The organism is Streptomyces luteireticuli (genome assembly GCF_041519305.1).
Lineage (GTDB): Bacteria > Actinomycetota > Actinomycetes > Streptomycetales > Streptomycetaceae > Streptomyces > Streptomyces luteireticuli.
The window spans coordinates 115,653-129,956 of record NZ_CP167928.1 but is presented as its reverse complement, the minus strand read 5'-3'; the positions used below and the strand labels follow the sequence as shown (position 1 = coordinate 129,956).

General features: G+C 67.0%; 11 protein-coding genes and 4 pseudogenes. 5 read left to right on the top strand and 10 right to left on the bottom strand.

The features are described from left to right. Positions 1–65: 65 nt before the first annotated feature. The 3 genes from AB8735_RS36185 to AB8735_RS36175 are packed head-to-tail and all read right to left on the bottom strand — an operon-like array spanning position 66 to position 2,435. Complete coding sequence (locus AB8735_RS36185; RefSeq protein ID WP_372404936.1) at positions 66–986, bottom strand: IS3 family transposase; 921 nt, start codon at positions 984–986, stop codon at positions 66–68. Continuing rightward, positions 983–1,291: a transposase gene (locus AB8735_RS36180; protein ID WP_372404934.1), complete on the bottom strand. Its 309-nt coding sequence runs from the start codon at positions 1,289–1,291 to the stop codon at positions 983–985. The genes AB8735_RS36185 and AB8735_RS36180 overlap by 4 nt, the downstream gene beginning before the upstream one ends. Beyond that, positions 1,254–2,435 carry a transposase gene (locus AB8735_RS36175; RefSeq protein ID WP_372412104.1) on the bottom strand — a complete coding sequence of 394 codons (1,182 nt, stop codon included), beginning with the start codon at positions 2,433–2,435 and terminating at the stop codon, positions 1,254–1,256. The genes AB8735_RS36180 and AB8735_RS36175 overlap by 38 nt, the downstream gene beginning before the upstream one ends. A gap of 71 nt (positions 2,436–2,506) precedes the next feature. On the opposite strand from AB8735_RS36175, the pseudogene AB8735_RS36170 reads away from it, so the two are divergent. Further along, a pseudogene (locus AB8735_RS36170) lies at positions 2,507–2,791 on the top strand (transposase); the annotation flags it as partial. 27 nt (positions 2,792–2,818) lie between these two features. On the opposite strand, the pseudogene AB8735_RS36165 reads toward AB8735_RS36170, so the two are convergent. Further along, a pseudogene (locus tag AB8735_RS36165) lies at positions 2,819–3,605 on the bottom strand (transposase); the annotation flags it as partial. 140 nt (positions 3,606–3,745) lie between these two features. On the opposite strand from AB8735_RS36165, the gene AB8735_RS36160 reads away from it, so the two are divergent. Both AB8735_RS36160 and AB8735_RS36155 read left to right on the top strand, forming a co-directional pair. Continuing rightward, positions 3,746–4,504 (top strand): ISAs1 family transposase, encoded by a 759-nt coding sequence (locus AB8735_RS36160; RefSeq protein ID WP_372412103.1) that lies wholly within the window; start codon positions 3,746–3,748, stop codon positions 4,502–4,504. Between the two features lie 190 nt (positions 4,505–4,694). Further along, positions 4,695–4,895: a hypothetical protein gene (locus tag AB8735_RS36155; RefSeq protein ID WP_372412102.1), complete on the top strand. Its 201-nt coding sequence runs from the start codon at positions 4,695–4,697 to the stop codon at positions 4,893–4,895. A 274-nt stretch (positions 4,896–5,169) separates the two neighbouring features. On the opposite strand, the gene AB8735_RS36150 is transcribed toward AB8735_RS36155, so the two are convergent. From AB8735_RS36150 to AB8735_RS36140, 3 genes and pseudogenes are all read right to left on the bottom strand, one after another. Continuing rightward, a complete protein-coding gene (locus AB8735_RS36150) occupies positions 5,170–6,216 on the bottom strand; it encodes a L,D-transpeptidase (protein WP_372412101.1) in 1,047 nt (348 codons plus the stop codon). A gap of 369 nt (positions 6,217–6,585) precedes the next feature. Then, positions 6,586–7,767, bottom strand: a complete 1,182-nt coding sequence (locus AB8735_RS36145) for a lipid II:glycine glycyltransferase FemX (RefSeq protein ID WP_372412448.1) — start codon at positions 7,765–7,767, stop codon at positions 6,586–6,588. Between the two features lie 248 nt (positions 7,768–8,015). Further along, positions 8,016–8,492 (bottom strand): annotated as a pseudogene (locus AB8735_RS36140) (transposase family protein); the annotation flags it as partial. A 523-nt stretch (positions 8,493–9,015) separates the two neighbouring features. Between AB8735_RS36140 and ltrA the strand changes: the two are divergent. Further along, positions 9,016–10,482 (top strand): group II intron reverse transcriptase/maturase, encoded by a 1,467-nt coding sequence (ltrA, locus tag AB8735_RS36135; protein ID WP_372407672.1) that lies wholly within the window; start codon positions 9,016–9,018, stop codon positions 10,480–10,482. Positions 10,483–10,596: 114 nt separating this feature from the next. Here the strand turns inward: ltrA and AB8735_RS36130 are convergent. The 3 genes and pseudogenes from AB8735_RS36130 to AB8735_RS36120 all read right to left on the bottom strand — a co-directional run. Then, positions 10,597–10,987, bottom strand: a pseudogene (locus AB8735_RS36130) (transposase family protein); the annotation flags it as partial. Between the two features lie 386 nt (positions 10,988–11,373). Beyond that, the gene (locus tag AB8735_RS36125) at positions 11,374–11,808 is read right to left on the bottom strand and encodes a barstar family protein (RefSeq protein ID WP_372412100.1); all 435 of its coding nucleotides are present in this window, start codon (positions 11,806–11,808) and stop codon (positions 11,374–11,376) included. Between the two features lie 313 nt (positions 11,809–12,121). Beyond that, positions 12,122–13,615: a hypothetical protein gene (locus AB8735_RS36120; protein WP_372412099.1), complete on the bottom strand. Its 1,494-nt coding sequence runs from the start codon at positions 13,613–13,615 to the stop codon at positions 12,122–12,124. Between the two features lie 225 nt (positions 13,616–13,840). Here AB8735_RS36120 and AB8735_RS36115 point away from each other — a divergent pair, with 225 nt between their 5' ends. Next, positions 13,841–14,242 (top strand): DUF4357 domain-containing protein, encoded by a 402-nt coding sequence (locus tag AB8735_RS36115; RefSeq protein ID WP_372412098.1) that lies wholly within the window; start codon positions 13,841–13,843, stop codon positions 14,240–14,242. Positions 14,243–14,304 lie beyond the last annotated feature (62 nt).

Sequence of the window (14,304 nt, the reverse complement as noted above, 5' to 3'; positions counted from 1 at the left end):
GCCCACCTGACCGCTGAGTTTTCCGGTCAGCGTTTGAGGTTCCCCCGCTGCGTGAGAGTTGCTGATCAGCAGGTCGGGACGGGTTGATGGGTGTTCAGGTTCGCTGGTTCGGCCGTCGCCTGGTCGGTGTAGTGCTTCTCCTCGAACTCGATCGGGCTGAGGTAGCCGAGCCGTTCTTGGATGCGGCGGGGGTTATAGAAACCGTCGATGTACTCGAAGAGCGCGAGGTTCGCCTCGGCACGTGTGGCGAAGGTGCGGCCGCGCAGGCCCTCGGTCTTGATCAGCATCCACAGATTTTCCGCGAGGGCGTTATCGTACGAGTCCCCCACGGACCCCATGGACGCCTCAATTCCCGCCCGCACCAACCGGGTCGTGAGCTTGATGGACGTGTATTGACAGCCGTGATCGGCGTGGTGAATGAGCTTGCCCGGCTCGACCTCGCGGGACGAGAGGGCGTACTCGAGGGTGGTCAGCACCAGGTCCGCATCGGCGCGGGCGGAGGTCTCCCAGGCGACCACCCGGCGGGAGAACGCGTCGCGGATCGCCGAGAGCCACAGCGGCCCCTCGCCGGTCGGAACCATTGTGAGGTCGGTGACCCACAGCCGGTTCGGCGCGGGTGCGGTGAAGTCCCGGTTGACCAGGTCCGGGGCCAAGGTGGCCTTCGGGTCCCGGCGCGTGAAGCCGCTCTTGCGGCGTGGGCTCACGCCCGCAAGACCGTCCTCGCGCATCAGCCGTTCGACCCGCTTGCGGCCCACGCGGACGCCCTCCCGTTTGAGGACGGCGTGCACCCGCGGCGAGCCGTAGATCCCGCCGGAGTCGGCGTGGATCGTGCGGATCTGCTCGGTCAGCTCGACGTCCCGGCGGCGCCGTTCGCACGGCTCCTTCTCCGCGCGGCGCCAGCGGTAGTAAGTGGCGGAAGGGATGTGGAGCTCCCGGAGTACGCACTCGACCCCCAGGCGGGGATGCTCGTCAACGAGCGCCGTCACCTGGGCCGGGTCGGGTCGAGTTGCGCCGCGAAAAACGCCGAGGCCGTCCGCAGCACGTCGTTGGCCCGCTTGAGCTGGGCGTTCTCCTTGCGCAGGGCCGTGAGCTCGGCCCGCTCGTCGGTGGTGAGCCGGTCGTCGCGCTCGCCGGCATCGGCCTCGGCCTGGCGGATCCAGCCGCGCAGGGCCTCCGGATGCACGCCGAGGTCGACGGCCAGTTTCTTGATCTGCGGCCTCGGGTCGGAGGTGCGGTACATCCGCACCGCACGCTCACGCAACTCCAGCGGATATCTTCTCGGGGCAGCCATGGTCGAAGGTCCTCTCATGAGTCCCATCTGACCCTCTGTCAACTGACTCCGCATCTCGGGGGAAGCTCAGTCCGGCCGCGGCCAGAGCGGCCCGGCAGCGGCTGCCGGAGTAGGCGGTGTCCCCGAAGACCTCACGTGGTCTGCTCTCCCCGGCCAGCAGATCCAGAGCGACGGTGCCTTCGGTGTGTTCGGGTCCGCTGCCGGGGCGGAGAGCGACCGCGGTGGACAGTCCGGTCTCGGGTTCGAGGGCGAGGTGGCCCTTGAAACCGTCCGTCCGCTGGTGGACGGTCTTGTGGATGTGCCGGGCCTGCGGGTCGACGGTGGAGACGGCGCGTCCTTCGGCGGTGCGGCGGGCGATGCGCCACCGGCCATCGGTGCCGTCGGATCCCTCGGCCAGTTCGACGTCCTGCCCGGCGACCAGGGCCAGGATGCCGACCGCGTCGGCTCCCCGCTCGCCCAGTTGCTGGTCGGGCAGGTGGGCCAGCACGTTGAGGGCGTCGGTGACCAGGGCATTGACGAGTTCGGCCCCTGCTTCCTCGTCGTTCCAGGCGATCTTCGGTTTGCCCGGCCCGGCGAGGTAGTCGTGCCCGGTGCAGTGGGCCCTGACGGTCTCGGTGCCGCCGGGGACCTTGCGGGCGCCCCGGCGGATGGAGGCGACCAGCTGGGTGACGGTGTCCTGGGTGGCCACCGCGTCCTGGAAGACGGTCGCATCCAGAGCCCGGCGGTGACGGCCGTGCAGGACTCCGGTCGCTCTGACGACCTTGCTCACAGCGGTGAAGATCCGGCCCGGTTCGGCCGAGTGTTGCAGCCAGCGCCGGAAGTACGTCAGCAGCGACGGATCGAAACCAGTATCCAGCAGGCCCAGCCCGCAGGCGGCCTTCCACCGAAGGTCGCACCGCAGTTCCTGGACGGCCTCCGCATCCGACAGACCGTTGAGAACCTGCAGCAGCACCACCGTGGACAGCACCTGCGGCGGATAACTCGGCCGCCCGTTGACAGACGGGTACATGTCCGCGAACATCCCCACCGGGAACAGCGCCCGCCGGTGCTCGGCCAGGAACGCGAACACACTCCGCTGCGGGATCAACTCCCGGCAGACTTCCCACACATCGGGCCCGACCAGCCCCCTGGACTCGTCCCCCATGCATACCAACCAGTCTGGCCCCGACCCACCCGGGCCAAGGCCAGAACCCGCAACATTTTCAGTGATCTCCTATGGTGATCTGCGCGGACGAACTCGGCCCCGTCATCCCGCGCACGTTCCCGCCCGCCCCGGGCTGGTCACCGGACGGGCACCGGATCAAGGCCGAACTCGACTACGCCCGCAGACCGGAGAAGACCTGGGTCTACGGCGCCCTGCGGCCGGCCGACGGGCAGGAGATCACGATGACCGCCTCCTCCCGCAACAGCGTCTTCTACCAGCAGTTCCTGCAGCTGGTAGAAGACGCCAACCCCGCCGGGGAGATCGTGGTCGTCACCGACAGCCTCTCCTCCCACAACAGCAAGGCCACCCGTGAGTGGCTGGTGTGGCACCCGCGCATCCGCCACGTGTTCATCCCCGTCGGCGCGGGCATAACGTTTGACGGTATTCAGGGCCAGTTGCAGACGACGGGCGCATTCGAGCAGGCTCACGCCTTGGCCGAGCAGGTTATGGACCTAGTGCCAGTTCCAGGGTGGTCTGCGCCCGGGGCCCGTCGTACAGGGGCGCGTCCAGGACGGTGGCCCAGCAGGTGCTGTGCGCCTTCACCTCGCTCAGGGCGGCTTCGCACAGGTTGTGCCACAAATGCCAGCGATCACCAACCTGGACCGCGTCGGACACAGGGCGCGGCGGATGACCTCGGCGTAGGTCGCCGAGCCGTCGCGGCACACGGCCTCCACGCCCGGATGTTCGCGCAGCCACGTCTCCAGGGTGTCGGCGTCGATCACCACGGTGGCATAGCGGTGACGCCGGCGCGGAGCAAAGTCGTCGACGCCGATCACCCGGGGCACCCGCCCGGCGGGCAGCGGGATGCGTAGCAGGACGCGCAGGGCCGTGTGACACGACAGGCCCATCGCGAGTACCGCCGGCAAACGTGCCCCCGCCCGGCCCGCTAAGTCCTTGACCAACGGCCTTGACGTTCCTGGTCAGACGGGCCGTGCGTCGCTGGTATCGCTCCAGCACCCCGGGCACCTCCTCACGGAAGGTGTGGCGGCAGCCGCGCGTGGGACACACCAGACGCCGCACCCTCACACCGACCACCACCCGCCGCCCATCGACCGGTACATCGGCCAGCGTCCGCCAGTGATAGTCGTGCACGCGTCCCGACGACGCACCAGGGCTGATTCATAGTCCTGGTGATCATGTGGATGTGCAGGTCGGGCTGGTGTGGCAGGGACCGGGTGGGCCGTGTCGAACGCAACGAAGCTCCGGTTGTCCGGGGTGACCTTCCCAAGTCGCCCTGAACCACTGCTTCGATGTGCCGCAAGTCTGCCATGGTCTGCCTCGTCAAGTCGCCCACCAACTCCCAGCGCGCCCTGCCCTCGGTGGCGGACCGGCTCGCGGTGCTGCCTGATCCCCGGGACCGGCGCGGCCGGAGGCATTCGCTGGTGTCGGTGCTGCTCACGGCCTGCTGTGCGGTCCTGACGGGTGTCCGCTCGTACGCGGCTGTCGGGCAGTGGGCTGCGAACGCACCGCAGGATGCCCTGGCCCGGCTCGGAGTCAGGGCCCTCGGACCGCTCGGGGTACGCCGGGCTCCGGCCACCTCCACGATCCGCCGGGTACTGACCCTGGTGTGCCCAGGTGGCCTGGCCGACCTGCTCGGCCGTGACCCCGTCGGCGCGGAGAGTCTGACGGTGGACGGCAAGAGCGCCCGGGGATCACGCACCGACACCGCTGCCGCCGCCCACCTGCTCTGCGCCGTCCTGCCCGGCGGGCATGCGGTCGCCCAGCTGCGAGTGCCGGACAAGACCACCGAGGTCACCGCCTTCACCGCGCTCCCGGCCCCGTTCGACCTGGCCGGTATCACCGTGACCGCCGACGCCCTGCACACCTGCCGAGACCACGCGAAATGGCTGGTAGAGGCCAAGAGGGCGCACTACCTGATGGTCGTCAAACGCAACCAGCCAACGCTGCATGCTGCCCTGCGCTCGTTGCCCTGGAAGCAGGCCCCGCCCGCCGCTACGACCGCGGGACCGGTCACGGGCACCGGGAGACACGCTCGGTCCGCGCGCTGACTGTCACCGGACTCGGCCCGGACTTCCCCCACGTCGTGCAGGCAGCGAAGATCATGCGATACCGCGTCTGCGTAAAGACCGGGAAGGCCACCCGCAAGACGGTCCACGCGATCACCGACCTCCCGGCGGCTCAGGCACCTCCGCAGACACCATCGCCCAACTCGCCCGGTCCCAGTGGGAGATCGAGGCCGTGCACCACGTGAGAGACACCGTCTTCACCGAGGACGCCTCACGGATCCGCAGCGGACACAGCCCGGCCAACATGGCCACCCTACGCAACCTCGCGATCAGCACCCTGCGAACCACCGGACACCGCAACATCGCCGCCGGCCTCCACCACCTCTCCTACCAGCCCCACACCCGCCCACTCGACCTCACCACCCTGCCCTGACCAGCAACGATCCCCGATCATCAAGACTTTCAATCAGCCCTGGACGACGCACCGCACACCGGGCAGACCGCGGTGTCCCGTGGAGTGCGTGCCCGCACTACGATCCGCTCACCTTCGTCGACCACATCCTCGATGACCAGCGGAGACAGCCCCGAAAACACCATCCCCACAAACTCGTTGACATCCATCACATAGACGCCAACGATCCCTTACAACTCTCCGTCACCACCGAATGCGAGACAGGGCCGAAAACTTGACACACCCTGGCCGTTTCTTAACCACGCGGCATTGCACGTTCAGTGGATGGCGTCTCAGGGCGTGTCAGGGCGCTCTTCTGCTGCCATTGCTCCCAAGTGAGACTCCAATCAGCGTAGCCGTTTCCGGGGCCGCCGAGCTCGGCGGTGGCTTCCTCTCCTTTGATCGTGAAGAGGTCGCCGAGGAGGGAGTTCTTGAACAGCCAGGTGGCGTTGGTGTCGGACATGCCGATGCAGCCAGCGCTGCCGTTGCGTTGGCCGAGGTCGCCGTTCTCGTCGGCCCAGGGTGCGGCGTGCAGGTAGCCGCCGGAGTCGCTAAAGCGCATGGCCCAGTACACGTCTTTGTCGTAGTCCTTGGGGCCGTTCACTGAAGCAGAGGTCATGCGGACCTTGTGCTCCTGCGACTTAATGGCGAAAGTTCCGGGCCGGGAAGCTCGGCCGGGGACGGGTTCGCCACCAGATATGGGGATCGTCTTGACGGTTGTTCCGTCGAGGGTGACGGTCAGGGTGTGGGTGTCGAGGTCGGCCAGCAGTCGCTGGTCGCGGCCTATGGTGAAGGAACGGTCGAGGGTACGGGTGAAGTGGGCGCTGCCGGGGTCCACCGTGGTCAGGTCGCCTTTGATCTGGATGGTGGTGCCGGGCTTCCAGGGGTTCTTGGGCCGCCAGTCGAGTCGATCGTGGCCGACGGGGGTGGTGACCCAGCCCCAGGCGCCTTCGGTGTTGTCGGAGGTCTTTACGGTCAGGGCCTTTTCGACGGCCGCTTTGTTCCTTACGGGCTGGGCGAACTCCAACGCGATGGGCTGGCCGGTGCCGACGGTTGTGCGATTGGCGGGGATAAGGTCGAAATCGAGCTCGGGTCCGCCGGTGATCCTGGGTGGGATGCTGGGCTCAGCTGGTGCTGTGGCCTTGGTCGGCTTCGAGTCCTGCCGCGGACCACTCGTCGATTGTTCACCATCGGAGCAGGCGGTGAGTAGGAGTACGCACATCCCCACGGCGATGGACAGACGCGCGAGGGGATCCGTGTTCTCACGCAGAGCGGGCTGGGAGGTGGTGCGCGGGGCTGTCATGGGTATCTCTTCTCTTGCTTTCATTCTGTCTGCAGGTGAATCGGCCCGGAACTTTTGAAACACTCCTGCTTGCGGAGTTCTTCACGTATAGATCTGAGGATGAGGATCGCTGCAGCGACTGGCGTGATCCTGTTTGGGCCAATGCATATGTAGAAGGAGCCTTCCTTCTGAGCGGGGTCCCGAGCATCTGAATCCTGCTTCACGTCCCTGCGGGTCGTGGGGCGTTGAGGATCTCTGTCACCGGTTGGGCATGGTTATTGTCGAGCTTGGGCGCTGCTCGGTAGGTACAGCGGTCACAGGCGGCGCAGCCTTCCGGCCTGTGCTGGTAGTTATGAATGAGCATCCCCCTATCCGCCGAAAGAGCTGGTGTCAGATGTCGGCGCGCAACAATTTCTTGTATTCTCCGGACCGGCAGAGGCGAAAAGCTCGGTAGAGTCGCTGGTTGAGGATGAGTTGCCAGTGCCCGAGGGGCTCGACGACGTGGCCTCCAAGACCAAGATTCCGGCGTAGCACACTGTTGTCGCCAGCATGGATGTCGAGGGTGCCTGGTACTCGCTGCGCGTGGTAAGCCGATGCGCCACGCGTGAGTGAGTGGCAGATCATCTGCCACTGCAGGGCGTGGCCGGGATAGAGGGAACGGCGGCTATTGGTTGCACCATGCAGGTACCAGGCCTGGTCGCCGATGAAAGCCAGGAAGTGAGCCGCCAGTATCTTTCCGTGATATTGAGCCAGGAAAAGTCTCATACGCCCAGCACGCTCAGCGTTCATCCCATGGTATAGCCGCCGGAGAGAAAAGAAGCTCAGGTCAGGGCTGAGGCCATGATGTTCCTCGGCTGCGAGCATCAGGCGACGCAAACCCGAAAGGTCTATTACTCCTCCTTGAAAGGATTCAAGGCCTGCTTCCTGGGCATATTCAATGGATCCCTTCCATTGCCTGTCGAGATTACTCCAGAGGCTGTGGATACTTCTATTTACAAGTGGCAGCTGGATGGTGTAGTGGGGGGACGTGTCGTCAATAACAAGTGTCCATCCTTGCGTGATGAGGTAATCTGTCACCGTGGACCCGATAGGATCTATGGCATCGGGGGTTATGTCGCCGAGTTTCCGGGGCGTTCGTGACCTGGTTGCTTCCTGTACGGTTCTGGCTTGCCAGAGGCTTCGCCGCAGCGGAGGGCTCATGCGGATGGCGAAAGCTCCGTTGGTCGCCAAGTGATCGACTAGAGGACTGAGCCAGCGGTCCGGATAGGGGGTGGTCCAGGCTATGTTCGGGCCGTCGGGGATATAGCAGAATCGCTCGCGCAAACGTGGTAGTGACCGGGAGAGAACCAGAGCCGCACCCACCAAACGGCCACCAGGAGTCTTCCATCCGACGACTTCTGACACCCAGCCATTCTGGGATCGCCCCCACGAAGGGCACTGCCTGGGACCGATGCCTCCACGGGACTTGCAGAGCGAGGTGTCGATCCATGCGAGGTACTCCTGCTCTCCCAACGGGACGAGCTGAAGCGGGCAATCGCCAGCTGGCCGACCCGCCGAATCAGAGCTGGACATGGACTCGCGCTGCGACATCTGCACTCCGGTTGCCCTCGACTGCAACTTCAGGGAAACAACATCGCACAGACAACCTTAAGGAAAGCTGAAGAAACTGAAGTTCCTTGAGGTTTATTCACGGACCTGATCCAAGCGCCTGGCAAGTTTGTGACCTGCGGCGATGTTGACATGAAGATCGCCATGAATAAGCCTCCTTCTGAGGGATAGAAAGAGCTCTTCCGGTCTACGTCCTTGTGAATGAACGTTTTTCATCCTGAATAGTCGCTGGTCAGGGTGTGGACGGCCTGGACGATGCGGCTGATGCGGTTGGTGGAGCATCGTGCCCGGCGGAGGATGCGCCAGGTCTTCAGCCGGGCGAAAGCGCGTTCACCCGGCGCCCGGAGTCGCGCGTGGACACGGTTGAACCTCTGGTAGTGCTCGGGGAGTTCGCGGTGTCCGTAGTAGGGGGTGCGGACGGTTGCGCCGGCACCTTGATACGCGCGGTCGGCCAGGACCAGGATCTCCCTGGTCAGACAGGCCTGAACTATCCCGTGGGCCCGGGCGGCGGTTAGGTCGTGGGTGCGGCCGGGCAGTGCGCGGGAGAACCACAGCGGGGTTCCGTCCGGGCGGGCGATGACCTGCACGTTCATCCCGTGCCGCTTGTGCTTCTGGCTGTGTGCGCCGTGAGGTGCTCGTTGTTCGAGTGGAGGTGAAAGACCACCACCATCGCCCTGTCGCAGCAGGGTGGTTGAAGCTGGGGGCAGCCTGAGCCGGGAGGTGCCGGGGAGGGTGGCAAGCGGCCCCGACGAAGCCGGGACGTGTCGGTACTGCCAGATGGTGCGGGTCCGGCAAGCGAGACGGAGAGGAGTACGCGAGGAACCGGCGTTTACGCCTCCTTAAGGCACGCCAGCTCGAACCTGGTGGATCTGGGCTGGATGCGGTACGTCCCCGCCGACTACTTGCTCGGTGGGGAACTCGTCGCACGGCTTATTGCCGTCGTGTGGGGAGGCCACGGTGAAGTGCTGCGGGGTAGCCGTGGCGAGGCCGCGGGGGCATAGCCGGGCTCCTCCTTCGTCAATCGACAGCGAGTGAACACGGGAACCGTCCCGGTCCTGCCCTGACATCGCGCGCCCGGCGCGGGTTCGGGGCTGGGCCCACCGTCGGCCGAGCGGTCCGGGACGGGGCGGAGCCGCCGTAGTACTCGGAGCCGGGGAGAGCCCGGCACATGGGGAAGGGCGGCAGCGGTATCGCGAAGGGAAGGAGGATGCAATGCCGAAAGACGCGCTGCTGAACAGCAGTGCTCCGCTGGAAGCCCAAGTAGGGCCCCGCCAGCGGGTATCGGGGATGCAGGCCAAGCTTCACCGTTGGGCGGCGGCCGATCCCGGCTGCAGGTTCGACGACCTGTTCAACCTCGTGAGCGACCCGGCGACATTGCTTGTCGCATTCGAACGGGTCGCGGGCAACCAGGGGGCCCGAACTCCGGGCGTCGACGGTCTCACAGCCGTCAACGTCGAGCGGGAACTCGGCCTCCCGGGCTACCTGGACGACTTGCGCCATGCCCTCAAGACGGGTGAATTCCGCCCGCTGCCGGTGCGGGAGCGCAAGATCCCGAAACCCGGCGGGAGCGGGAAGTTGCGCAAACTCGGCATCCCAACCATTTCCGACCGGGTGGTCCAGGCGGCGCTCAAGCTGGTGCTGGAGCCGATCTTCGAGGCCGACTTCGAGCCGGTCTCCTACGGCTTCAGGCCGATGCGGAGAGCACACGACGCCATCGCCGAGATCCACTATTACGGCACCCACGGCTACAGATGGGTGCTGGATGCGGATATCGAGGCGTGTTTTGACTCCATCGACCACACGGCCCTCATGGACCGGGTGCGGCAGCGAGTCAAGGACAAGCGCGTGTTGCGACTGGTCAAGGCGTTCCTCAAGGCTGGCGTCCTCACCGAGGCCGGCGACCGCGCGGAGACCCTGACCGGCACCCCGCAAGGCGGCATCCTCTCCCCGCTGCTGGCGAACATCGCCCTGTCGGCGCTCGACGAGCACCTGATGGAGCCATGGAAGCCAGGCGGGTCGATGTCCACCAGAGGCAGGCGGGCGCATCGCCGCCGGTACGGCCGACCGAACTGGCGCATCGTCCGCTACGCGGACGATTTCGTCGTTCTGATCGACGGCGGACGCGACGACACGGTCCAACTGCGCGAGGCAATCACCGACGCACTGCTCCCTCTGGGGCTGCGGCTCTCACCGGCCAAGACCCAGGTCGTGCACATGTCGGACGGGTTCGACTTCCTGGGGTTCCGTATCCAGTGGCGCCGCAAGCGAGGTTCGAACCAGTGGTACGTCTACACCTTCATCGCCGACCGGCCTGTCCGGCAGCTGAGGGACAAGATCCGTGCCCTGACGAACAGGACGTCGCAGCAGGTCCCCAGGGACGTACTGATCAGGCTCAACCAGATCATGCGCGGCTGGGTCAGCTACTTCAAGCACGCAGTATGCAAGACCACGTTGAAGGCCCTGGACCACTTCGTGTGGCGACGGGTGGCCAGCTGGTGGAGGGTGCTGCACCGCTGGAGGTGGAAGGACCTCCGCCGACGCTTCACCGACCACAACGGCCGGTGGAGACCACTGTCGGTGGACGGGATCGAGCTGTTCCCCATGGTCTCGGTCGCAGTCACCCGCTACCGCTACCGGGGCAACACGATCCCCAGCCCCTGGCCCCTCAACCACGCCTGACGGCAGAGACCGTGGAGAGCCCGGTGCGGTGAGAGCCGCACGCCGGGTTCGGCGAGCGGCACGGAGAAACGGACCGGTGGCAACACCAGCACTGCGCTCCGTGCCGACTCAACAGTACGGTTCGTCCGCGGCGATCCGGTCGGTCGGGATCAGTGTCCCGTCAACGATGGCGAAGCCGCTCTCACCCAGGCCCACCAGCGCCTCGCGGAGACCGGGTGCCCAAGGCCGCGAGGATCCCGAGGGTCTCGTCGACATACCGCCAGGCCGTCGACTCCGACACTCCCAAACCGGCCCCGACCTGCGCGAACGTCTCGTTCTTCCGCAGATGCGCCAGCACCAGAAGCGCCTGCTTGAAGCAACCCAGCCTCCGCCAGGGCGACTTCAGTTCACACCGGCGGGCGTGGATCAGCCACGAGACGTGCTCGACGAGCTGGTACGGGACATCGAGCAGGATACGGAACCAACAGGGCCTCTTGGACGCCGGTGTGATGAGTGGAATCACCACGCCAACGACAAGGGGCCCTGCCGCGTCACCCCATCTGAACAGCCCTTTCACCCTTCAAGGGCCAGGATGCAAGAGGTTCACTGTCGTCCGGCTGATCCCGCCTCCGTGATGCACGGTGGACCGTTGGCAGTCGGCCAGGTCCACATCCGCGCGAACGCTTCGGTGGGCGGATCTTCGCCTCCAGCACCCGACCTTGACGGCGAACTCCCGCCCACCGCACCGTCCCATGGCCTGGCCCCCACGGCCCGCAGACAGCCGCACCGACCACCGGCGGCCCAGGGACCGGACTTCGCGTACCAGGACAGCAGGCGCAGCGGGGATGGCAGGCCTCGCGACGCCTCAGGTGGGACTCGCCGGTACGGGCTACGAGGAAGGTGAGGCCGCCCCTATGACAAGGCCATCTCTTCCACGATGGATCGTAGTTGTCCCTGCAGGGACGGGATGGATGCGGCATCGCACGACAGGACAACCACGAGCCTGCCACGCTCTATGTCAACGGCCGTAGCTCTCCCCGGAGTCAGCTCTACGTATTCGGACCGCTGCGTGTTGGACCATCGTTGTCCTGCCCGCAGCAGGGTCTCGAAGAGCAGCCGCCGCCGTCCGGCGGGATCTGCTGGCAGTGCCTCATCCGCGTCCTCGACGATCAGTACGCAATGGTCCATGGACAGCCACTTCAGATCGCGCAGGCAGTCGGAGAGGGCATCCCAGTTCCACCCGAAGTAATCAGGAAACCTCAGTCCATCGTAGAACTGCTGGAAGACCGCGTCCGTGTCGCGCATCTCCCGGCCGGCCAGACGCGCCGCATATGTCCTGCCGGTCACGGGAGAGCAGCAGATCGACAGGCACCGCACCGTGCCTCGCAACGACGTGAAACCAGGGCACGGTGTGCACGAGTACGTCCTCCTCCCCCGGTCCAGAACCCTCAACCATCCTCAAGCGCCAGAGTTGCCCGGCCTGGATCCAGCCTAGACGGGGGCTGCCGGAGCAGCGTCCTCGCCTCGGGGCCAGGGCGGCCCGCATCGCCGGGACCCAACGAGCCGAGCCGTTCGACGACGCGAACAGCGCCGCCGAACGGTGAGCACGGCGCGATGCTGCCATCCCCGGCACCGGCGCGCGGCGGTCCGCAACTCCCGCTCAGTCGTCGTGCGGCGTCCGCGGGGGCGTCGTCATGCGGGCGTGCAGCAGCGCGTGGCGGGCGATCTCGGTCGGGCCGGGCTTGGCCTGCTTCTCGAGCAGGGTGGTCAGGCCGCGCGGGGCCTTCCAGTGCTCGCGGAGATCGACGGCAGCTCCGAGGTCGTCCAGGAGCGTGTTGATGACGGTGGCGGCTTCGCTGGGCTTATCGCCCCAGCCGTCGCCCCACCACAGGTGCTCGTTCGGGGTGCAGGGGGCGGGGTGGACCTGGCCGTCACTGGTCTTGACCCACACGGTGCCGTCCAGGACGACCGACGTGAGCTCGGCGCCGGCGGCGGGCAGGGCCAGCGGCGCGTAGAACCGCAGGCCGGGGGTGTCGCCCGTGGTGGTCCACAGGACCGGCATGTCGGTCAGGGGGTCGATGAAGAAGGCGTCGACGGGCCGGTCCTCGGCGAGGGCTGCGTGGGCGGCGGTCGGGTCGCACAGCGTGAGCCGGCGGGCCCACTGCTCGGCGATCGTGCCAGGGCGCAGGGCGACCTTGGTGAGCACGCCGAAGGGCAGCAGCCGGGGATCGCGCGCCAGGACGAGTTCCAAGGCGGCGACGGCGTCCGGGTGGCTGCTGGCGGCGATCGACTTCCAGGCGGCCGCGAGGGCCGGGCGGTCGTCGATGGTGGGCAGGGGGTGCGTGCTGGTGTCGGGCCGGGCGCCGATGACGATGTGCGTGGAATTCCGGTGGAAGATGTCGATGTCGTGCTCAGTGTCGTGCACGCGGTCGTTGCGGATGTCGTTGGCCATGTCCGTCAGCGCGGCCTGCGCGGTGGCATCGAAGACGCCGTTCGCCGCGGCCCGGCGCAGGGTTCGCTCCCGGGTGCTGGCGGAGACCTCCGCGACGAGGGCCGGGGCGCCGGGGTGCCACTGGCGGATGATCCGGGCGGAGCGCAGCAGGTCGGGCCACCAGGGCAGGTCCTGTCCGGCGAGCTGGGCGACGACGCCCCACTGGGCTTCGTACTCGATCGCCGGGTGGGCGGTGTCGGCGGCGACGAGCGCGGGCCCGCTGAAGCCCACGTCCCCGTAGAGGGCGCAGACGGTGGTCACGCCGTCCGGGTTGCCGCGCTGCCCGAGGTCGGTGGCGACGGCGGAGGTGGTCTGGTCCTTGCTGGTGTGCACGAGGCGGATCGTCCCCAGGGCCGTCTGCCAGTCCAGCGCCGGCCCCTTCACGGTGTCCTGGTATCCGGCCCATTTGCCCGGCGGGAGGTCGTCCGGGAGCGGGCGCAGCAGCGCCGCGCCGCGGTGCTCGAATTCCGGAGTCTTGGCGGTCCAGCGGTAGACCTCGGTGCCGTCCCAGGTCTCCTCGTCCTTCGCCACGAACGGGCCCGGGTCGCTCTCGGGCGTGGGGAAGTCCTCGTACTTCCTCGCGATCCGCCATAAGCCGAAGGCCGTGACCCCGAGCAGGCCCTGGACCTCCGCCTTGGACAAGTAGCTGGTGGTGACGCTCATGCAGGTGTTCCTCCGCGCCTCGTATGGCCGGCCGTTCGGCCGGGCCGGCAGCGACTTACCCAGATCGCAGTGGCCATGAGCACGTTCGGCTGAGGGGTGCCCGGGGGCCTGACTCAACTTCTGCTGAACTGCTGAGAATTAGAGTTGAAACAAGTTGCTTGCTCTGCTTAAGATCAAAGCTGAAGTAAGCGAAAGGCCTTTGGGCCACCACCGGCAGGAGACCGCATGGCCACGCTCAGCATCCACTTCGACCCCGCCGTCATCGCCCGTCTCACGAGCGCGAGCGGCGACGACACCATCCACGTCACCCTGTCCCTCGGCGGCGAGTCCCCCGACGGCCCGGCCGCGCCCGTCATCCCGCACGGACCGCTCGCCGCTCTGATGCAGGCCGGGCTGCTGGCGCCGGACACTGTCCTCACCTTCCACCAGCGCCGCGCCAACCGGTCGGGCCGCGCCGTCGTGACCGCCGAGGGCCAGCTCATCGTCGACGGCCACCCCTCGCCCTTCCCCTCCCCGTCGAAGGCGGCAGAAGCCGTCACGGGCAACGTCATCAACGGCTGGACCTTGTGGCACACGCCCGACGGCTCCACCCTGGACCAGCTGCGCCAGAAGCTGGACGCCGAGTAGGCAGTCCCGGCCGTTCCGCCCGCGGCATCGTCGCGCGCGGGCGGAACGGCACACCGGATCGG

Coding starts and splice junctions, on each gene's coding strand:
- AB8735_RS36180 (WP_372404934.1), bottom strand. CDS start 1,291: ATGGCTGCCCCGAGAAGATATCCGCTGGAGTTGCGTGAGCGTGCGGTG.
- AB8735_RS36175 (WP_372412104.1), bottom strand. CDS start 2,435: ATGGGGGACGAGTCCAGGGGGCTGGTCGGGCCCGATGTGTGGGAAGTC.
- AB8735_RS36160 (WP_372412103.1), top strand. CDS start 3,746: ATGTGCCGCAAGTCTGCCATGGTCTGCCTCGTCAAGTCGCCCACCAAC.
- AB8735_RS36150 (WP_372412101.1), bottom strand. CDS start 6,216: ATGACAGCCCCGCGCACCACCTCCCAGCCCGCTCTGCGTGAGAACACG.
- AB8735_RS36145 (WP_372412448.1), bottom strand. CDS start 7,767: ATGTCCAGCTCTGATTCGGCGGGTCGGCCAGCTGGCGATTGCCCGCTT.
- ltrA (WP_372407672.1), top strand. CDS start 9,016: ATGCCGAAAGACGCGCTGCTGAACAGCAGTGCTCCGCTGGAAGCCCAA.
- AB8735_RS36120 (WP_372412099.1), bottom strand. CDS start 13,615: ATGAGCGTCACCACCAGCTACTTGTCCAAGGCGGAGGTCCAGGGCCTG.
- AB8735_RS36115 (WP_372412098.1), top strand. CDS start 13,841: ATGGCCACGCTCAGCATCCACTTCGACCCCGCCGTCATCGCCCGTCTC.